Here is a 19212-nt window from a genome sequence, read left to right as displayed (position 1 = left end):
GGGTTTTAGATAGTATGAAAACCCTACTTGATGAGGATAGACATATGTGCCTTAGGGGTCGGCAATGCGCATTTGCTGCTAGGTTTTGGCGCGCCTAGCTACCTCCTTGCGGGTAGGGTAAGCCAAATTTAGGATCTGTGTAGAGAATGTGCTTGTTGCCTAAATTGCACTCGAATTTTTCTCTTGTGCTTGTCCATATTTGCGCGCCACTAAGGCGCACTATTGGGGAAGTCGCTCCCACTTCTAAAGCCACTTAGGGACTCAAGGTAGCAAAACGCACCACCGCATTAGGGTTTTCAGCTAGTCTGATCAAGGCCTTAAAGCGCGCCTTTTTGCGCTAATATCTTTTAAGAGATTTTTAAGCAGGCTAGTGGCTTGGGGGTTTTGGGCATATCTTTGTAACTTGGTGTTAAAGAATTGGGCTAGAACGCGGTAGACATCGCTACTATAACCGCCATTTAATGGCGAAGGACTTAAGTTTTCTATTTTCTCTTTTGGGCTGACTCTCAAGCCTTTTCTTTCTAATTGTCTCTCACTCCACATTTGCAATTCGCAACCACATCCCCAGTCTAGCGGGGGCGCGTACCCACTGCTTAAAGTATTTAAAGCGTGGAATTAACGCGCGCGTTTTTAGCGCAACTGGTGCGCTGGGCGGAGTGCCCATGTGCTAAGGCAGGTGCGCCCCTACTAATATGGACGCTAAGCCGACCCAACGCACAGGCGCGCTTTAATCTAGTCAACACTACTCTACGCCCGTCATGCGTTTGGACCGGTGGGTGCATGGGGTTAGCTTGAGAAATTGCGCGTAACTTTGCCCCTTGGCTAGAGCCCCATCTAGCACATAGCACACCTCCATTTGAAAAAACCTTGCTCTAAAGGCGGTGCGAATCCCCAAGGAGGGCGTGCCAAATGATGCCACAATGCGCCAAAGTTGCTACACTAGGCTTTTAAGCAAAAAACACAAGGAGAACAGATGCGCCAATCGCATGAGGAACTAAGGTTTATCAACCGCAAAGGGTGGCTTTATTTTAAAATGGATAATATGCAAACCTTTTTAACCGAACTTACCACGGATAAATCTTGGGATCACGCACCACTAATCCTACCTTTCAAACATCCTCTGTTTCACTTAGTTCTTTGTAATTCTTACCACATTCTAGTTACACCTAAGCCTACAATGCGAAGAGCTCTGAGGCTATTAATGCATGGCAGAAGTATCACAAATGCTTAACAAAGTAATGCCCAGATCGCAAAAATCCCAATGCTTCATCGCATCTTCTAACACAGTATTGTACTCAAGTAAGCCGTTTGCTTCAGCAATCTATCCAAACAGCTCACTATGCGTACCCAGTCTTAATAGAACGAGTATATCGCCTTGTACCTGATAGATCAGCAACAAATCTGGCTTGACATGGCACTCTCTAAAATCTTTCCATTGCCCCCTTAAGGCGTGGTCTTTGTATTTGGCCTCAAGTGGAAGTCGTTGTTGAGGTTTCGAAACAACAACATTAAGTACATCCCTTGTGATGTTCTTACTTTTGAAATGTCTTGTATAGTCTTTCTAGAAAGACTTCTTGGCAACAATCTCGAGCACGAAAAAATCAAGCTTCTCTTTCGGCTCTCTCTGCAAATGCAGCAAATGAGCTGGTTCCATGTATGTTTCATTAGGATCGTCGGCACTCATCAAGGCCAGCCGTGTTGCTTGGTTAGGCATGTGATCTCTTCTTGCAACAAGCACAGATTTAATCTGGCTTTTCTTTCTGTGAAGGTCTTTGAGCTTTTTGTAATTTGCCTGCGCTCCGCTCGCACTTCCAAAAGCTGTGTCTGGGTGATGCTCAGAATCTCAAACAACTGTTTCTCACTATATGCCCGATAATCCCCCACATTGTGTCTATCCTTTCTCTGATGACCTACTGACACACAACCACCTCTTCTCTCGCTTCTAGCCTTAAGTATACCCTAAAAGTCGCTCTTTATTACTTACTCGCGCTGTAAAGCCCTAGCTTTAGCTATGGTGGGGATGTCAATTTCAAGTGTTAGGTTGCATCTTAAGGAGTACCTTTTCTGCTTTCCTCTCCCCCCAAACTATCCCCAACCTAACTCCAAAACCAAGAGAAAGCCCATAAAATCTAACAAACCAAACACCCCACAATCCACCAAAAATCAAATATAATGTTTTCAGCCCCATAAAGGGGTCATACAACGCGATTTAGACGAAAACCATCTAGACAACCCCCCCACACCCGAATGCGCTCAGAATACGATTCTGAGCGTTTTAGAGTATATAGTCCAGAAACTCTTCTTCTCCTCAATCTCTCCTAACCGCTTAACCTTCCAGTGTGTTATCTACCCCCACATTGTCCAATCCTTCAAAACCCCACTTCCAAAGCCCACCCTAAACCGCTCAACCACCAGAAACCACCAGACCTGACCAGCTCAAGTCCAGCGACCAGATCACCACCGCACAACTCGATGGGGGTGTTGCAGAGTGTCTCCTATGTGCTTTGCCCTATGCCTTGTCCTTACTTTGCTTACTCTTTACTTCCAAAATTTTTTTAAAATGAGAATTAGCGAATGAGAGATTGTGCCATCAAACCTCCCCGAATCTAACTCCACTCCACATCCCAAAGCACATCTTCTCTTCCCTCCACTTCAAAACACCCTCATAGACCCCTCTAAAACGCTCTACAATCAACGATATATCCTCAACCCAACCCAAAAGCTATCTATACCCCCAAAGCGTCCTACGACCCTTTAAATTCAATCTAACTCAGTCTCTTCCACTTCAAAAGCCCTAGGGGGGTATGGGGGGTTTCCCCCCACAGACAACAAAATGTAAGCAGTGCGTCAGCACTGCATTCCAAATCTAATCCAAGCCCCAAACATTTTTTGTTTAAGAGAACCCCGACTCACGGGCGCGCATGCACGCGCGCGGTTTTTAAAAAGTTTTTCTTAGTTTTCCTTCTTTACAAAAAATGCTATCCAAGAATTGAAGCATTTTTACAGAGCTCATAGCCGACTTAGAGGATTTTACAAGTAAAACAACCAGTCACAGCATTAAGCAGCAACTAAAAGACAATATAAAAGACTGCACCCATAGCATAGAAATTACTTTAACTAGCTGGACAGAGTGGACAGACCCGTGGACAGACCCAAAAGATAAACCGCTGGATTTAGTACCTACCTCACAGAACTTCGCCAATTTAGTTGCCAAACATCAACCTTCACAAGAAACCCCCACAGAAGTTGATAAAGAAACCATAGAACAAGAGCTCCAAAAAGACTTAGCTTCTATCACTAAAGAAACCACAAAACCATGTACGAGCTTTGATCCCCATTGATAATGCCACCATAAAAATCCCAGTTTTAGTAAAAGATTTAAGCATTGCTAATCGAAGACAATTTACAAAGTAATTTAGGCACATTGAGCGAGCTTGAAAACAATTTATTTTTTAGTCTGTGCAATAGCTTAAAGGACAAGCAAGACACCATTTATACGCTTTACCACACAAGAATTAAAGGCTTTGGCGGGCAATCCGCGCATGGATAATGCAAGGCTATACGGAATAATCCGAGTATGGCATCGGTTCCGGTGCTGATCAAAGATTGTACACCATGCAACCGTCGCATTAAGGCTCGTTTTTGTTGTTCTGTATCTGCGATCTATTCTCCACTTGTCCATGTTTTTAACTTAATACATACTATGATAGTGCGTATTACCCCCTATTACTCTCCACGAATCACGCATTACACGGGCTTCGCGGGGGATCTAAAAGATTAAAAAGCTACGCTTTTTAAAAGGGTTAAAAACCTGCGCGCGCGCATGCACTCGGGAATCTAGATCAGCTTCAAAGGGAGTCAGTTTGTTTAAACGAAAAAATTGCAAAAAATGCAAATCCATAGATTGAGATCGAAATGCAGTGCTAACGCACTGCCTACTTTTAATCTGTGGGAGAAAACCCTTGTTAAATTTAAAGATAATGCCATCACAACGACAATCTGTCGCGCAATTTTTATCTGTAAAAAAATTAATGGTATGTCTTTTAATGATGCGTTTTTTACTGATGTGTTTTTTGAGTTTATCATTACCATCAATACACTCTTTCTCTTCATCATCTAATTGTCTCAATATAAACACAAAATCATTGGCATCAAAACAAAGATGTATCTGCTTAATTCTACTTTCTTCTTCTGTTTCGCGGATCACAAAACGATGTCCTCTCTGTGTAATCTTTAACTCCTCATGGATAACTTCTCCCATGTCTTTAAACTCCCTTGGCTGTCATGGCGGTTGCTCATATTTTGGATAACATGGTCAGAAATCATATTTTGGTTTTCATTTTGTGTTTCAATGGGTTCATCAAAAGTTTGCATAAAAATACCCTGCTCTTGGGTGATTTTTGCAGAGGTTAGAGTGTTCTTTTTCTTGATAGTCTTGGTAACATAGGCCCTAACACGATTTGCATCTAAGCCATATTCTAGGGTATAGCCCTGCTTTTTGAGACCCTCTATTTGTGTTGTATTGAGGTTTTTGAGCATGATGCAATTGCTCAATTCACGCACAATATAATCGCTGTGCGTGGTGATAAACACTTTGATTCCTGCATTCACCAATAAGGCAAGCAAACGCCCCATGAGAATTTGGTTATTGGGGTGGAGGTTGAGTTCTGGCTCATCTATCATGAGGATGTCATTTTTTTGTGCCACATGCAAAATATAGTAATTCAACATGAGCAAAGAACGCACAGAACTGGAAGCAATCTCAATGGGATAAGTGGATTTAGAGCCTTTGGGTTGGAAAAGCAAACCCGAATCTGTTGCCCTGTACTTACCCCCCACAAGTTTACCCAACAGGTCTAAGATAGCTTTATAGTTTTCCTTGTCTTGTGCAAAGATGCTATCCTTTTTACTGATCCGCTTGATATTTCTAATGAAGTTGATGTTATCTCTGACGGGTCGGGGATAAATTTGTTTTCTCTGGTCCGCACTTCTGCGGATATCAAACACATCGAGAATATCAAGCTCATTCTGTTTTTGGAGCATCCGCTCAAACGCATCCAATTTGGCCATTTTAATGAAATCCAACTCTCCTTGAAAAATAGAGGCCCCCGTTCTCTCTACACTAAGAATAAAGGGTTTTGGCATAGTAATAGCAAAGAGGGCATCTAAAACAAACTGCAGATACTCTATGCCATCTAAATGCCACGGAATGGTTATGTCCAAACCACCTTCATGAAGAGCACGCTTCACCTTTCGTGAGTATCGCGAGTATCTTGAGTATTGTACCTTTTCATCCTCCTCATGCTGATCTATATCTAGATCTTCCATGTATGTTTTAACTGCTCCTTTGACTTCCTCCAAAGAGACACTCCAATCCACTTTCAATCCAGCATGCTCAAAATCCTTATTCCTACCTGCCATCACGCGGCTGAGCATATTTTTAGAATAAAAGTCAGTTTTTTTGGAAAAGCGAATTTCAAGCTCTGCCTGGATTTCTGGGTATGAGTAAGTGTATTTCTGAAAATCACCTGCCATTTCCAAGGCCCTTCTTCTTTCCAAGGCCCCTTCTCTTCTTTTGTTGATAGTCCTCTCTGGAAAGCCATCGGCCATAGAACGCATAAAATCCAAATACCCATAAAGACTATAAGCTGCATAGGTTTTCCCGGTGTTGTTTTCCCCACAAATCAAGGTCAAACCCCCCACCTCTAAATCTGCCTCATGGAGAGTCCCGATGTTTTCCAACTCTATCTTCACACGCACTCCTCATTATCTGCACGCCTTAACTTGAATCGCCCACACAACCGGTTACATTTACTTTGCTCCACTATAACAAGTTTTGGCAATCTTTAACTTGATGCCATTAACACATGGTGGGACCGGGGACGAACGCCAAAGGCTAGTGGCAACAAAAAGGTAATGCGCATGTCTCCCCATCAATGGTGCGGTTGGGATAAAATCCAAATCCCCCCTCCCCCATCACCTTAGAATACAGCGCGATCAAAAACGCGCTTAAGGGACGCTCCTCCCCATCCAAACAACGCGCTCTTTGGAAAGACAAAATGGCGCGGTGGGTGGTGATACTCTGCACTTCTTGTTTGATCACCTCTTAAGATAGTCATTTTTATCTCCCTGAATAGGTTTAATCGTATCATCTCACCCTTATTCGCGCCCACAATAAAGCCGTTATGCTCAATGTTATAAGTCTTGGCTCTCCCCACTCTTTTGACTAACTCCCCATTTTTGATAATCTCCCCAATCCCATTACCTAGCTTTTCAGTAGGTGTAACCCCCTCAAACCCCTTAAAGTCATCGATATGCTTTTCTAAGATTTTAGACAAACCCCACCCTTCAGCCTTAGACTTCTTGCCCTTCACATTTCCCCACACCAAATCAATATAGCCCAACCCCTCCCTATAAAACGCCCCTGCTACTTGCCCGTGTTTCTCTTTTAAAGCTTTTTAACCGCCTCTGCACCTTTGCCCTCAAACTCGGCAAAGTTTTCCTCAAAGGCGGGGTTAGATGGGATGTTAAGCGGGGTTGTGCTAGAGCTGTCTGCGAGTTGGCTAAAAAACGCTTTAGCCTTAAAAGTTTCAGCGAGTATATTTGGGGCTTTCTCACTCAAATACAACACTTGCCCCTCGTTATTAACGATATTATTAAGCCGATTGAGGGTTTTAAACGAATTTGTGCGGATTGTCCATTCCCCATTATTGGCGCGCGCTACACTTGTTAAAAAATAAGTTTTGCCCACATCCTTAACAAAAATCAATGCCCCTTCTTTATCGTGCAAGATTAAATCACTTTGTTCTAGAGCGGGTCTAATGTGGGGCAATAACGCCCCTCTCTCCCTTTGGGCTAGTTTTGCCAAACTCCCCTTAGTGAGTTGGATGGTCTCACCCTTTAACACGGGTTCTAAAGCCTCTTGCACTTCTTGGCTAAAGTTAGGAATAAAGGGCTCATTTAGGCTTTAGCAGGACTCCAATTTATAAGAATGCCCGAGCAGGATGTCTGACTTGGCATCACCAACACCCCCCCTTTAGGGCTCGATCTTGTATCCCCCACACACCAACTTAGGGGAGGTGGCTATGCCAGTTTAAGGAAATTTGGTGGTATTTTGGATATTTGGGTTACTCCGTATTGCGCTTTCGATCCACTTTGGTGGCACTGGTATCTTGTAGCATGGTTTGGGCTAAAATCTCTGACGCGCCTTGTTGTTTGAAAGTTTTAACTAAGTCTTGCACTAGCACTTCAGCGCGATCGCGCACGCCCAACACGCGCTCTTTAATAAAGCTTTTGCCATCTAAAAGCCCCACAATAGCGCGGATTTCTATTTGCTCACCTAGCAAGCGTGCATGCACGCCTAAGGGCACTTGACACCCCCCACCCAAAGCGCGCACAAAATCGCGCTCTATCCCACAGCACAGCGCGCTGTCAGGGTCATTCAAACTAAAGATTTGATCTAAAATGGGGTGATCAGCGCGCATTTCAATGCCTAGCGCGCCCTGCCCCATGCTAGGGATCATCTCCTCTAAGCCCAAGCGCACTTGGTAAGGTAGCTCGATGCCTAGCCTCTCCACCCCTGCGCACGCCAAGATCACCGCCTCAAAATCCCCCTCTTGCAAGCGTTCTAAACGCCTTTGCACATTCCCGCGCAAACTCAAGGGGTCCAAATCTGCGCGTTGGATTTTAAGCTGCATTGCGCGCCTAAGCGAGGTCGTGCCCACGCGCGCATGGGGGGGTAGGGCTTGCAAGTTAGGGTATTTGTAGCTTAAAAAGCAGTCTTGGGGATTAGCGCGCGCGCTCACACACGCCAGCACTAGCCCCTTTGGCAAATCTACGGGCACATCTTTGAGCGAATGCACGGCTAAATCGATCTCTCCTTCAAGCAGCAGGATTTCTAATTCTTTGGTGAAAAGCCCCTTACCCCCGATCTTGGCTAGAGGCACATCTAAAATCTTATCCCCCTTAGTCTTCACCACCCTAATTTCACTCTCCAAGCCCAAGGGCTTTAAGAGCCCTTGCACATGCCTAGCCTGCCAGAGTGCCAGCGCGCTCCCCCGACTCCCAATGACTCTTCTAGCGCCCATCTTTATCCTTGTCTAACACCTCTACATCAATGATCCCATCGTCTCTTTGGGGGGGTTTTCTAAGCCATGCGATGAGCAAAGCCAAGAGTCCAAAGACATCACAGAGCACCCCGGGTAAAATCAAGAGCAACCCCCCAATGGTGCGCAAAAACACCCCCTCCATGAGTTTTAAAGGATCGCGTGTGCTAAAATCTAGGGCTTTTAAAGACCCCTTGAATAGTGCCACCCCACCCGCAAACGCGCTCAACACCACCTCCAAAATAAAGGCAAATAAGCCAAAATCCTGCACGACATTGATGATTAAAACCACCTCAACTACGAGGTAAAACACCCCCAAGACAAGCAAAAAGGGCATTAGCTCCGTGCCTCTAAGAGGGTAGATACAATCGCCTCGCGCGCGATTATGCGTTTGCTCAAACCCTGCCTTGTGATGAGCTCAACTTGTCCCTCTAGGGCTTGCTTGCCGATGATGAGCGCATGCGAGCAACCAATGAGCTCAAAATCTGCCATCTTAGCCCCAAAGCGATCGGGGCGATCGTCTAGCAAGACATCAATGCCTGCCCCCTTGAGCTCCTCATAAATCTGCGCGCCCAAAGCCTCTAGCGCGCTATCTTTAGAATTAGCCACCACCACCACCACCTCAAAGGGCGCACTCGCCTTGCTCCACACACAGCCCTTCTCATCGCTATTTTGCTCTAAAATCGCGCTCATCAAGCGAGTCACCCCAATGCCATAACAACCCATTTCAAAATATTGCGTTTGCCCCTCTTTGTCTAGGTAAGTTGCCTCCATACTCTTAGAATACTTATTGCCTAGCTTGAAAATATGCCCCACCTCAATACTGCGTTGCGCGCTCAAAGCTCCCTGACATTCTGGGCAAGCATCCTCTGGGCGGGTTTGGGCGATGTCTTGGTAATTGAGATTGGCAAAGCTGGACAAATCCACACCCACGAAATGTTGATCCACTTCATTAGCCCCACAGATCAGACAATCTGCCTCTTGCAAATCTATATCAAAAATCACTTCTATATCAGGCGCTAAGTGTTTGAGCCCATAAGCCCCGATATAGCCCACAGGCAACCCCAATTGCGCGATCTCTTTTGTACTCATCTCCTCTAATTCTAGGGCATTTTGCTGGGTGCTTTTATTAAAGGCATTCAGGGCTTTGGTCTCCTCTAATTGATCGTCCCCTCTTAAGAAAAATACCACCGGGCGCGCCCCCTGACTCAAACGCGCTTTTTTGATCACCGCTTTCATCAAAAAGTAGGGGGCACTTTGAAAAACGCGCTGAGTTTTTCAATGGTGGGGGTGTTGGGGGTGTGAAATTTAGCAAAATGGGCTTTGGGGACATTGTCGGGTTCAGGGCGTTTAGCGCGCTTGGCAATCTCTATATTAGCCGCATAAGCGCAATTTTGGCACACAATCACGCTATCCTCCCCGCATTCAGCCAAGACCACAAATTCCTTACTCTTGCTCCCCCCAATCGCCCCGCTATCTGCCTCCACCGCGCGAAAATCCAGACCTAGTTTTGTGAAAATTTCGCTATAGGCTGCATGCATGCGCTCAAACTCTCTATCTAGGCATTCTGTGCTGGCATGGAAACTATAGGCATCTTTCATCACAAATTCGCGCGCGCGCATCAAGCCAAAACGGGGGCGGATTTCATCGCGAAATTTGGTGTGGGTTTGGTAGAGATTTAAAGGGAGTTGCTTATAGCTCTTGACATGGGCTTTGATAATTTGGGTGATCGCCTCTTCATGCGTGGGAGAGAGCACATAGGAGTTATTCTTGCGATCTAAAAAGCTCAAAAGCTCCTTACCGTATTGCTCAAAACGCCCACTCTCCTGCCACAAAGACGCGGGCACGACAAAACCTAGCGTGCACTCCTGCGCGCCATAAGAGTCCATCACTTCTTTGATCAGTGCCCTAATCTTGCTCAACACCTTATGCCCTAAGGGCAAAAAGTGGTAAAGCCCACTCCCCATTTGTTGGAGGTAGCCCCCCTGTAGCATGTAGCGGTGGCTTTTAAGGAGCGCATCTTTGGGAATTTCTTTTGTGGTGGGGGCAAAGAGAGCAGAAAAACGCATTAGAATCCTTCCTCACTAAATTCGCATTTGTAGCGGTTAATAAACAAACTCTCTTTACCTAAATTAAACAGGCTTTTAAGGCATTCGCCTAACATATCCCCCTCAGGCTTGTGGGCGTTTTTTTTAAGGGTGGCACTAGGGTGGTGCAAGAAGGTGTTAAAAGCATTGTGTAAAATACGCGCCACACTCTGCTCGTATTCTTGGGGCAAATAGCCCTTTTTGATCGCGCGGTGTAACTCTTTGAGGGCTGCCTCTTTAGCTAAGCCTCTTAAATCCTTGATGAGTGGATCCACTTCTAAACTCTGTAGCCACTGGGCAAATTGCACGCTAAATTGCCCCACGATTTGATAGGCATGGCGGGTGTCTTTTTGGCGTTGTTCTAAATTATGCGCCACCACTCCCTGCAAGTCATCCACGCTATAAAGCCAAATATGGGGCTGTGTGGGGTTTTCAATATTTCTAGGCACAGCTAAATCAAACCACCAACGCCTAAAATCACAAGGGCGTGTCATCTTAGCCGTGATCACACTAGAGGGCGCACCCGTAGCACAAAATAAGAAAGCATGGGTGTTGATCCCCTGCTCTAACGCGCTGAAGGGTTGTATCTGCAAATTGGGATCGCCTAGATTCTTAGCAAAGTCCTTAGCGCGCTCTATACTGCGGTTGTAAAGCAGCACTTCAAAACCCTTAGCTAGGAGGTGTTTGCACACCAAGCGTCCCATCTCGCCCACACCCACCACCACCGCGCGTTTGTCTACTTTTTCTGTATTTAAAATCTCTAACGCCTGTTTGACCGCCACAGAGGCAATAGAGATCGCTTGAGAGGAGATCGCCGTGGCATTACGCACGCTAGCCGCACATTTGAGCGCAAAATGGGCTAGACGGCTTAAGTGTTTGGCGCACAAGCGCGCTTGCAAACAGAGTTTAAAAGCGTCTTTAAACTGCCCGGTGATCTGGGTTTCGCCCACCACCAAACTATCTAAACTGCTCACCACGCAAAAAACATGGTGGATAGCCTGCTCTTTGGTGTGGGTTTCTAAACTCCCTTGCAGGGTTTTTATATCCACTTGTTTGGCGTGTGCGAGGGCTTTAAGCAGGCAAGAGGCGATCTGATCGGGGGTGCGCGCATAGAGGTAAAACTCTACGCGGTTGCAGGTGCAAAGCGCCATGATTTCCTCAACGCCGGGGTGTTCTCTTTTGAAATGAGCTAAAAACTCTAACAACGCCTCTTGTTGAAATGCCAGTTTTTCGCGCGTGTCTAAACTTAAGAGTTTGTGGCTAAAACCTAAGGTGAGATAAGCCGCCTGCACTAAAACTCTCTTTCAATCAAGCTAGAGGCTAGCTTTTCTAGCGCGCTATGCCCCTTGATGGCTTGCAGGGCTAAGTGTGCGTAATGATAAATGTGTTCTAAAACTTGGGGAGCGATATTGTGATCTTTAAATTGCTGGGCACACCATGTGAGGGCTTTTTCATCGGTGTTTTTAAAGCAGGCTTGTAGATGGGCTTGGTCTTTGGAGTCTAGGTGTTGGTGCAACAAAATATAGGGCAGAGTGCTCTTGCCCTCTTTAAAATCGCTAAAGGCGGGCTTGCCTAAGACTTCTTTGGGTTGGGTGATGTCTAATAGATCGTCCATGATCTGAAAGGCGATCCCAAAATTTAGCCCAAAAATGCGGTAAGCCTGTGGGTTGAGCCCAGCCAACATGGCTGCGCCCGCACAACTTGCTACCATTAAGGACGCGCTTTTATCTTGGATAATATCTATATAGCGCGCGGTGTCGGTGTGGAACGCGCTAGAGGCGAGCACATCTTTAATCTCCCCCCTAGAGAGCTCCACCACGCTATGGGCGACTAACTGGGCAATATTAATATCTAATTTGGTGAGCTCCACAAAGGCTTTAGCGTAAAAGACATCGCCTAACATGATGGCGTTTTGGTTGCCAAAGGTGTGGTTAATGGAGTCGTGCGCGCGCCTAGTTTGGGCGTTGTCGATCACATCGTCATGCAGGAGGGACGCGCTTTGAATCATCTCAATGATGGCACAAAAGTCTAAAAGCTGGGGGTGTTTAGGGCAGATGGCTAAGATCAATTTGCTACGCAACATCTTGCCCTGCCCTAGCGCACCAGCCATGTGCTCTATGGGCGCGCTTTGCACTTGGGCTAAAAAGGTTTGGATTCTCTGAGCTACTTGTTCTAACATTAGGGCTGTTCGATCCATTTGAGTTTTTCAGAGGCGCGCACGCGTAGAGTGGCAACCTGTTGGGCGGAGTCGAACTTCTTAAAGCTCAGGGCAAAATAGGGCGGAGTGGGGTCAGTGCCCTCGCTAGTGTGGGATTGGGCAACTTCTTTAAAGAGATCGAGTCTGAAAGTGTCGCGCTGAAAATCTAGATAGAGAATAAACTGGTAGGGAAAGTTATTGCATTTGAGATGCACCACCAAACCGCCATCTTTAAAAAGCGTCCAACGCAAGGAGAGGGGTTTTTTAAATGTGCCTAGTTGCAACTCCCCCCTATACACTTGATCTTTTTTGAGATCGAGCAATTTATCTAGGCTCTTTGCCATAGCTATTTGAGCTAAAACAATCAAAATAGCAAAAAGCCTACTCATGCCCCAAAATATTAGCCATTGAGGTTATCACAATATCAATTTTTTTAGCGCGCACGCGCTCTTCTAAGCTGTGATCTAGCCTATATTGTTTAAGCTGGGTCTCTAATTTCTCTTCTAAGCCCGCCTCTTCTAAAAGCAATGCGCTTAAAGCCTGCAACTCCAAGAGTCGCTCTAATTCAGCCCTCACGGGCTTTTGGCTGGCATGCAAGATCACATCCCCCCACTTCTCAATGGGGTCGCCTTCAAAGATTTCCTCCATTTAGGCTAAAGAAGCCTTCAGCATCCAGATAGCTTTTTGCAAATGCCCCAGCTGTTCATCCGCGTAAGCGACGGTAACCTTGTCATCAGTCTGTCCGGCTAAATCTGAGAGTTGCGCGAAATGCTTTTCTAGGTGTTCATAATCCTTCAGCACCGCCTCAAACACTTCTTTAGAGCTGAAACTATGCCTACTCTCCTCTTTGACATGGGCAACTTTAAGGGCTTCACCTAGAGTTACCACGGGCACATGCCCCAGCTGGGTAACCCGCTCGGCTAAGTCGTCAAAGAGTTCGGCAAACTGTTCGTAAACCTCTTGGGTGAATTTGTGCACGGGGTAAAAATCCGGTCCCTTAACATTCCAATGGAAATTATGCAATTTCACAAACAAAACAAGACTATCAGCTTGGAGTTGTTTGAGTAAGTCAACCACTTTTGCTTTCATGAGGCAAAATCCTTTTTGTGTTTATTCTCTAGCCCTAAGCTAGAGCTCCATTTTAGCGCAAAATACCTAACCGTTTGATAAAAGCTTAAGATGGGGGTCTTAAAGCAAATTGAGCCCCTCTATAATGGAAGGGTGGGTGTAAATCATATTTTTAAGGGTGTTAAAGCCGATATTTTGGTTGATGGCTAGGGTAAATAGATTGATAAGTTCGTAAGAAAGTGTGCAGTGCAAGCTAGCCCCTAAAATATTTTGTTGGGCGTTGTCCTCCACTAGCACTTGCCAATGCCCTATGCTATCCTCTACGATCCTTGTGCCTGCAATGGAGGTGCTAGGCAGAGTTTTCAGTAGCACTTTTTTATCCGAACCCTCCATGTCTTTAGCGCGCATGCCCACATGGCTATAGGGGGTTTCTATGTAAAGCACTTCGGGTAAAACTCCGCGGTTTTTAGTGGTGCGGGATTGATCGCCATAGAGATGCCCAAAAGCGATTCTAAAGTCATCCAAACTCACATAGGTGGTGAACATTTCTCCTCCCTTGACATCGCCTAGCGCGTAGACATTGCCCTCGTGATCAGCATTGGCAATGAGAAACTCGTTTGTAAGGATTTCTTGGTATTTCCCCAAGCGCAAGCCCGCTTTTTCTAGCTGCAAGCCCGCGGTGTTAGGCACGCGCCCGGTGGCTAGCAAAAACGCGTCCGCTTCTAAGCAATGCTCTTGTTGGGTCTGGGTGTTTTTGTAATAGAGCTGGTGGCCTGAAATGCTCTGTAGTTGCGCGTTGCAAATGATCTCTATGCCCGCTTGGCTGAGCGATTCTAAAATACTTTGTTGGAATAGGCTATCTTCTTTGGGCAAAAAACTAGGTCCACGCACCAAGACACTCACCTTAGTCAGACTCTTAGTCCCCGCGCGCCCAAAGAGATTAAACATGCTAGCAAACTCCAGTCCAATATATCCTCCACCGACAACCACTAGATGCGCGGGCAACATATTGAGTTGCATTAAAGTTGTGCTGTCATAAACCCTATGTGAATTAAGGGGCACAGCAGGGAGCGCGGGGATGGATCCGGTATTAATGGCGATCTTGTGCGCGCTCATTTCTTTACAGCTATCTTTGTGGTAGATCATCAAGGTGTGGGGGTCTTTGAAACTCGCTCTCCCCTCTACCACTTGCACACCCGCCTTAATTAAGGTTTGGTGATTTTGTTGGCGCAAAAAAGCCACTAATTTATTCTTTTCCTCAATGCTGTCCTTATAACCTGTAGATCCCTTTTTGTGGGTAGCCAGATGGGCAAGGAATTTAGAGGGAATGCAACCTATATTGACACAAGTCCCCCCATACATCTCCTTGGATTGTTCCACAAGCGCGACCTTTTTACCTAACTTAGACGCGCTAGTAGCCAAAGTTTTGCCCGCTTTGCCAAACCCTACGACAATCAAATCGTAATCAAATTGCATGTGCGTCCTTCTTTGAGCATAATAAAGCGCATTATAGCAAGATCACCCTAAACTCATTGTTTGTCTAGCATTTTTATGCCATTGTGCGAAAAATCCCACCTTGTGCGATGGATTTGGTTTAAAAGAAAAACCTCCTACTCCAAAAGCTTTTAGCAATGGTTTCCCATAGAGTCCTTAGGGCTTTCTTCGAACTGGCGTAATGCCTGTCTATTAGTTGCGCCCTCTTCTAGCATGCCTTTAGCCAAATGGCACACCCGCTTAAACTTTTTAATCGCTTGTTCTAGTTTTTCTGGGGCTACTTGCATGCATCAACTCTTCTGTGGGATAAAGGGGCATTTAGCATGGGATTTAATGGGTGTTTATTTGCCCATTAAACCAAAAACGCTAGAGTGAAACACTTCTTCTCAAGGGGTTGTTGATGGGCTTGTCTTGTCTGGTGTGGGCGATTTCTGTGCTCAAAGAGGTTGCTGTAGAAATTGCTTTTTATGGCAAAGCGTGTTTAAGACTAATGAGTTTTTTCGCAATCTTATATGCCCTGTGTTTGGCATACCTTGTGGCTGAGGAGACAGCAAAGATTAATGGGCAAGCCATCTTGCAACAAAATCACATCCTAGGCAAGGTGGTTAAGTCTGTTGATGCCTATGATTTCAAGGTGCTTGTTGTGGATTACAAGGGCAAATGGGCGGCATGGTGGGTGGATAAAAGAGACCTTGAGCTAGCTAACCAACCACCTTCTTGTTACCCCTATTGTTCGTTCAGTTATGATATTGGCCCAATATACGATGCAATATGGGCACACAACCAAGCCATGCCCTTAAAGATGTATCAACTCCTCATCAGTGGGACAAACAATCTCCGGGAAGACATGCCTATTTTTAAAGAAACTTTGCTTTCTTCAAAGCCCTTACAAGGCACGCCTTGGAGGAGTGTTGTCTTTGATGGTCCTAGTGTGTGGCTGATGGACACAACTACCACCCAAGCTATAGAAGTGCAACAAGCCTTTGGAGATCATGCCACTCTCTTTAATGAAATCAATACGCGTGCCCAAGAATTGCGCGCTAAAAACGCTTCCCTCCTCTTTGGCTCGTTTTTTGAGGTATTGCCTAAATCTTGTTTGGATCACTTCCCCTCCACTAACCCCCAAGCCTCCGATCTCTATTTCATTTTGAGTTTTGGGCATAACTACAAAAATCTCTACCAACGCACGCAAGAAATCCTTAAAAAATTTCCTACCATCTTACAACGCTACCGCGTGCATGTTTTCCTTATAAACAATGTGGGGGAGTTATCTGCAACTTACCAATACTTCAAAGAAAGATTCCATGCCACCTCTACTAAAGGTGCTTGTAAGATACCACATGGCCCCCTAGAAGAAGTGCCTAAAGGTGCTGAAGAAGTGGGCGATACAAGCAGAGATTGGCAGACCTTTCTCTTTGGCGTTATAGACAACAGCCGCCACGCACTTGCAAGAAACCCCAATAAAACGGGGGCATATTTACACAACAACAACCCCACCCCTCTTATTTATAACCCCAAAATAGGACTTATCAGCGCGCGCGATTTTTTAAAGAGTTTAGATACCCCCATAGGGGATAAACTCCCCGCAAAGCGCAGGGTCTAAATGCCTATAAGATTTTAAAACAGACCACTTTGACCCATGCACCTTTTCAAATCGCATTATTTCAAGACAAACAAAGCCTTTATAAAAGCGTGTGGTTTTACAGCCCACAAGCCAAGCTGTGGTTTAAACCCGGGCGTGTGCGTGGGTTGCATAAAAGCGATCAAGCGCTTTTGAATGATTTTAAAGAGGAGGCATCGGGTTATAACTATATGAAAACCTATGCCAAACCCCTAAAAACCTTTTTCCAAAAAGCCCATAGAATCGATCTTGTGCCTAAAAATGCTAAGAGAGGTTTTTATGTGATTGTGCAGGCTTCGCCCGATTTTACTGATGACCTTGCAAAGAGTAATAACACCCCCATCAACCTAGTTTCTAAAATCCTAGAAAAGTTCCAACAAGGGAATGCGGTGCATATCATTTTAGTGGGATCATTGAACCGATTGCCCGTTTATGATTGTGGCAGATATTTTTGTAATGATGATGACAACACTAGGGTTGCTGAGGCTTGTTTTAATGCAATCAGCAAAGCGCAGGACATTTCTGAAAAACTCAAGATGATAAAAAAAGATTGTGGCATTCATGACGAGGGTGGCTACTATGGCTACTCTTATTTCACAGGTAAAGATCCCGGGAAGAGTGCCATTACGGATAACACCACCAATTTAATAGATGATAGCAATGGCATGTTGGAAGCCCAAGCGTGGAATCATTTGAACGAGCTGTTGCCAGACCCCGACAAAGAGTGAGCTAAGGTCTGTGATTGCTAGACACTTATGATGAATCTTTAAAGCAATAAAGGATTAGAACATGTGCAGAGATATTAAAAAATTACCCAAGTTTTCAAGCACTCTGAAGTGTCTTTTTATCTTATGGAGCTTGTGTGTGGCATGCCTTGTGGCTAAGAAGATACAAGAGATCGATGGGCAAGCTATCCTAGAGCAAAATCACGTCCTAGGCAAGGTGGTTAAGTCTGTGGAAACAAGTCTATATAACGATGGTTACTCTTATAGTCCGGGTTATAAAGCACTGATTGTGGATTACGAGGGCAAATGGAGCGCGTGGTGGATAGATAAACAGACGCTTAGACTGACTAATAAAAGACCAGATAACTACCGTGGTGCTGACCTAGGCAATGACATAGCCGCACACGACCAAGCTATGCCCTTAAAGATGTATAACCTCCTGACCAACACGACAGACTTTGATGTAACTAGCTTTATTGACTTTAAAGAAAACCTGCTTTCTTTAAAACCCTTGCAAGGCACGCAATGGCAGAGTGCTACCTTTGATGGTCCCAGTGTGTGGCTCATAGATAAAAACACCACCCAAGCCATAGAAGTTAAGCAAGCCTTTGGAGATCATGCCACCCTCTTTAATGAAATCAACGCGCGCGCCCAAGCGTTGAGCGCTAAAAAAGCCCCTCTTCTCTTTGGCTCTTTTTTTGAGGTGTTGCCTAAACCCTGCTTAGATCACTTCCCCTCCACAAACCCCAAAGCTCCCGATCTCTACCTTGTCTTAGATTTTGAGACCTCTGATCCTGATTACACAAATCTCTACCAACGCACAAAAGAAATCCTTGACAAATTCCCCACCATTTTAAAACGCTACCGCGTGCATGTCTTTACCCTAAGTCGGTCTAAAACTTACCACCGCCTCAAAGAACAATTCCACGCCACTTCTCTTAAAGGTGCTTGTGATGTGCCCGATAGCCAGCTAAAAAAAGTGGGCAACACGGGCAGAACTTGGGATACCTTTCTCTTTGGCATTGCAGACAAACACAATGATACAGGGGCATATTTGGACAACAACAACCCCACTCCCTATATTTACAATCCTAAAATAGGGCTCATCAGCGCGCGCGATTTTTTAAAGAGTTTAGACACCCCTATAGGGGATAAACCCCCCACAAAAGCGCAGGATTTGAGTGCCTACAAGATTGTAAAAAAGGCTACTTTAACCCATGCCCCCTTTCAAATCGCGCTCTTGCAAGACAAACAAAGCCGTGAGCAAAGCGTGTGGCTTTTTAGCCCACAAGCCAAGTTGTGGTTTAAACCCGGACGGGTGCGCAGGTTGCATAAAAACGATCAAGTGCTTTTGAGCGATTTTGCAGAGGAGGCATCCGCCTATAATTATGTGAAAACCTATGCCAAACCCCTAAAAGCTTTTTTCCAAAAAGCCCATAGAATCGATCTAGTGCCTAGAAATGCCAAAAGAGATTTTTATGTGATTGTGCAGGCTTCGCCTAGCTATGTCGATTCGCTTGCAGATATTGATGAAGCCCCCATCAATCTCACCTCTAGGATTCTAGCAAAGGTCCAACAAGGGGATGCGGTGCATGTCATTTTAGTGGGATCACTCAGCCAATTGCCCACGGATGATTGTGGCGATACATCTTGTGATGGAGATGAAACCACTTGGGCTGCCAATGCTTGTTTCAACGAAGCTAGCAAAGCGCATAATCTTGCTGAAAAGCTTGATATTATCAAAAATTGTGGTGAGGGCGATCCTGATCTTGAAGAGCCCGGGAATAGCGCCATTGGTGATAACACCATCAATTTAACAGACGACGACACGGGCATGTTTGAAGCGCAAGGCTGGAAGCATTTCAACGAGTTTTTGCCCCTAGTTACAGAGCCATGATTTAAAACCTAATCTGGG

The 19212-nt window shown here is 45.4% G+C and carries 20 protein-coding genes and 3 pseudogenes; 4 read left to right on the top strand and 19 right to left on the bottom strand.

The window, feature by feature from the left end; translation table 11 throughout:
- Positions 1 to 309: 309 nt before the first annotated feature.
- The 4 genes and pseudogenes from EAO33_RS01775 to EAO33_RS09000 form a co-directional block, all read right to left on the bottom strand.
- Positions 310 to 510, bottom strand: coding sequence for a hypothetical protein (locus tag EAO33_RS01775; protein ID WP_120944412.1), 201 nt, complete (start codon positions 508 to 510; stop codon positions 310 to 312).
- Between the two features lie 232 nt (positions 511 to 742).
- Complete coding sequence (locus EAO33_RS09010) at positions 743 to 919, bottom strand: hypothetical protein (RefSeq protein WP_162982174.1); 177 nt, start codon at positions 917 to 919, stop codon at positions 743 to 745.
- Between the two features lie 402 nt (positions 920 to 1321).
- Positions 1322 to 1549 (bottom strand): annotated as a pseudogene (locus EAO33_RS09005) (type II toxin-antitoxin system YafQ family toxin); the annotation flags it as partial.
- Between the two features lie 12 nt (positions 1550 to 1561).
- Positions 1562 to 1714, bottom strand: a complete 153-nt coding sequence (locus EAO33_RS09000) for a hypothetical protein (RefSeq protein ID WP_162982173.1) — start codon at positions 1712 to 1714, stop codon at positions 1562 to 1564.
- A 1671-nt stretch (positions 1715 to 3385) separates the two neighbouring features.
- On the opposite strand from EAO33_RS09000, the gene EAO33_RS08995 reads away from it, so the two are divergent.
- Positions 3386 to 3550, top strand: coding sequence for a hypothetical protein (locus EAO33_RS08995; protein WP_162982172.1), 165 nt, complete (start codon positions 3386 to 3388; stop codon positions 3548 to 3550).
- A 219-nt stretch (positions 3551 to 3769) separates the two neighbouring features.
- Here the strand turns inward: EAO33_RS08995 and EAO33_RS01755 are convergent, their stop codons facing one another.
- From EAO33_RS01755 to EAO33_RS08985, 15 genes and pseudogenes are all read right to left on the bottom strand, one after another.
- The gene (locus EAO33_RS01755; protein ID WP_120944406.1) at positions 3770 to 4261 is read right to left on the bottom strand and encodes a hypothetical protein; all 492 of its coding nucleotides are present in this window, start codon (positions 4259 to 4261) and stop codon (positions 3770 to 3772) included.
- Positions 4234 to 5754 (bottom strand): AAA family ATPase, encoded by a 1521-nt coding sequence (locus EAO33_RS01750; protein WP_162982171.1) that lies wholly within the window; start codon positions 5752 to 5754, stop codon positions 4234 to 4236. The genes EAO33_RS01755 and EAO33_RS01750 overlap by 28 nt, the downstream gene beginning before the upstream one ends.
- Positions 5755 to 5896: 142 nt before the next feature.
- Positions 5897 to 6103 carry a hypothetical protein gene (locus tag EAO33_RS09350; RefSeq protein WP_235852989.1) on the bottom strand — a complete coding sequence of 69 codons (207 nt, stop codon included), beginning with the start codon at positions 6101 to 6103 and terminating at the stop codon, positions 5897 to 5899.
- A gap of 64 nt (positions 6104 to 6167) precedes the next feature.
- A pseudogene (locus EAO33_RS09880) lies at positions 6168 to 6410 on the bottom strand (putative barnase/colicin E5 family endoribonuclease); the annotation flags it as partial.
- A gap of 38 nt (positions 6411 to 6448) precedes the next feature.
- Complete coding sequence (locus EAO33_RS01740) at positions 6449 to 6928, bottom strand: PBECR2 nuclease fold domain-containing protein (protein WP_120944402.1); 480 nt, start codon at positions 6926 to 6928, stop codon at positions 6449 to 6451.
- Between the two features lie 199 nt (positions 6929 to 7127).
- Positions 7128 to 8087 (bottom strand): hydroxymethylbilane synthase, encoded by a 960-nt coding sequence (gene hemC, locus EAO33_RS01735; RefSeq protein ID WP_120944399.1) that lies wholly within the window; start codon positions 8085 to 8087, stop codon positions 7128 to 7130.
- Positions 8077 to 8442, bottom strand: a complete 366-nt coding sequence (locus EAO33_RS01730; protein WP_120944397.1) for an FxsA family protein — start codon at positions 8440 to 8442, stop codon at positions 8077 to 8079. Before EAO33_RS01730 ends, hemC begins: the two co-directional genes overlap by 11 nt.
- Positions 8442 to 10174, bottom strand: a pseudogene (locus EAO33_RS01725) (proline--tRNA ligase). The gene EAO33_RS01730 and the pseudogene EAO33_RS01725 overlap by 1 nt, the downstream one beginning before the upstream one ends.
- The gene (gene hemA / locus EAO33_RS01720) at positions 10174 to 11484 is read right to left on the bottom strand and encodes a glutamyl-tRNA reductase (RefSeq protein WP_120944395.1); all 1311 of its coding nucleotides are present in this window, start codon (positions 11482 to 11484) and stop codon (positions 10174 to 10176) included. Before hemA ends, EAO33_RS01725 begins: the two are co-directional and overlap by 1 nt.
- Positions 11484 to 12371, bottom strand: coding sequence for a polyprenyl synthetase family protein (locus EAO33_RS01715; RefSeq protein ID WP_120944393.1), 888 nt, complete (start codon positions 12369 to 12371; stop codon positions 11484 to 11486). The genes hemA and EAO33_RS01715 overlap by 1 nt, the downstream gene beginning before the upstream one ends.
- Positions 12371 to 12733, bottom strand: coding sequence for a hypothetical protein (locus tag EAO33_RS01710; protein ID WP_235852988.1), 363 nt, complete (start codon positions 12731 to 12733; stop codon positions 12371 to 12373). The genes EAO33_RS01715 and EAO33_RS01710 overlap by 1 nt, the downstream gene beginning before the upstream one ends.
- A 37-nt stretch (positions 12734 to 12770) precedes the next feature.
- Positions 12771 to 13037, bottom strand: a complete 267-nt coding sequence (locus EAO33_RS01705) for a DUF2018 family protein (RefSeq protein ID WP_120944389.1) — start codon at positions 13035 to 13037, stop codon at positions 12771 to 12773.
- Positions 13038 to 13478 (bottom strand): Dps family protein, encoded by a 441-nt coding sequence (locus EAO33_RS01700; protein ID WP_120944387.1) that lies wholly within the window; start codon positions 13476 to 13478, stop codon positions 13038 to 13040.
- A gap of 99 nt (positions 13479 to 13577) precedes the next feature.
- The gene (locus EAO33_RS01695; RefSeq protein WP_120944385.1) at positions 13578 to 14933 is read right to left on the bottom strand and encodes an FAD-dependent oxidoreductase; all 1356 of its coding nucleotides are present in this window, start codon (positions 14931 to 14933) and stop codon (positions 13578 to 13580) included.
- A 149-nt stretch (positions 14934 to 15082) separates the two neighbouring features.
- Positions 15083 to 15238: a hypothetical protein gene (locus EAO33_RS08985; RefSeq protein ID WP_162982169.1), complete on the bottom strand. Its 156-nt coding sequence runs from the start codon at positions 15236 to 15238 to the stop codon at positions 15083 to 15085.
- Positions 15239 to 15351: 113 nt separating this feature from the next.
- On the opposite strand from EAO33_RS08985, the gene EAO33_RS09345 reads away from it, so the two are divergent.
- The 3 genes from EAO33_RS09345 (at position 15352) to EAO33_RS01685 (ending at position 19194) form a co-directional block, all read left to right on the top strand.
- Positions 15352 to 16554 carry a hypothetical protein gene (locus EAO33_RS09345; RefSeq protein WP_235852987.1) on the top strand — a complete coding sequence of 401 codons (1203 nt, stop codon included), beginning with the start codon at positions 15352 to 15354 and terminating at the stop codon, positions 16552 to 16554.
- A gap of 29 nt (positions 16555 to 16583) precedes the next feature.
- The gene (locus EAO33_RS09340) at positions 16584 to 17300 is read left to right on the top strand and encodes a hypothetical protein (protein WP_235852986.1); all 717 of its coding nucleotides are present in this window, start codon (positions 16584 to 16586) and stop codon (positions 17298 to 17300) included.
- A gap of 61 nt (positions 17301 to 17361) precedes the next feature.
- Complete coding sequence (locus EAO33_RS01685) at positions 17362 to 19194, top strand: hypothetical protein (protein ID WP_120944383.1); 1833 nt, start codon at positions 17362 to 17364, stop codon at positions 19192 to 19194.
- Positions 19195 to 19212 lie beyond the last annotated feature (18 nt).

The organism is Helicobacter labacensis (genome assembly GCF_003660285.1).
GTDB lineage: Bacteria > Campylobacterota > Campylobacteria > Campylobacterales > Helicobacteraceae > Helicobacter > Helicobacter labacensis.
Note: the sequence above shows the minus strand (reverse complement) of the source record. Positions and strands in the feature narration are given on the sequence as shown.

Coding starts and splice junctions, on each gene's coding strand:
- EAO33_RS09000 (WP_162982173.1), bottom strand. CDS start 1,714: ATGCCTAACCAAGCAACACGGCTGGCCTTGATGAGTGCCGACGATCCT.
- EAO33_RS01755 (WP_120944406.1), bottom strand. CDS start 4,261: ATGGGAGAAGTTATCCATGAGGAGTTAAAGATTACACAGAGAGGACAT.
- hemC (WP_120944399.1), bottom strand. CDS start 8,087: ATGGGCGCTAGAAGAGTCATTGGGAGTCGGGGGAGCGCGCTGGCACTC.
- EAO33_RS01730 (WP_120944397.1), bottom strand. CDS start 8,442: ATGCCCTTTTTGCTTGTCTTGGGGGTGTTTTACCTCGTAGTTGAGGTG.
- EAO33_RS01715 (WP_120944393.1), bottom strand. CDS start 12,371: ATGTTAGAACAAGTAGCTCAGAGAATCCAAACCTTTTTAGCCCAAGTG.
- EAO33_RS01710 (WP_235852988.1), bottom strand. CDS start 12,733: ATGGCAAAGAGCCTAGATAAATTGCTCGATCTCAAAAAAGATCAAGTG.
- EAO33_RS01705 (WP_120944389.1), bottom strand. CDS start 13,037: ATGGAGGAAATCTTTGAAGGCGACCCCATTGAGAAGTGGGGGGATGTG.
- EAO33_RS01700 (WP_120944387.1), bottom strand. CDS start 13,478: ATGAAAGCAAAAGTGGTTGACTTACTCAAACAACTCCAAGCTGATAGT.
- EAO33_RS01695 (WP_120944385.1), bottom strand. CDS start 14,933: ATGCAATTTGATTACGATTTGATTGTCGTAGGGTTTGGCAAAGCGGGC.
- EAO33_RS08985 (WP_162982169.1), bottom strand. CDS start 15,238: ATGCAAGTAGCCCCAGAAAAACTAGAACAAGCGATTAAAAAGTTTAAG.
- EAO33_RS09345 (WP_235852987.1), top strand. CDS start 15,352: ATGGGCTTGTCTTGTCTGGTGTGGGCGATTTCTGTGCTCAAAGAGGTT.
- EAO33_RS01685 (WP_120944383.1), top strand. CDS start 17,362: ATGTGCAGAGATATTAAAAAATTACCCAAGTTTTCAAGCACTCTGAAG.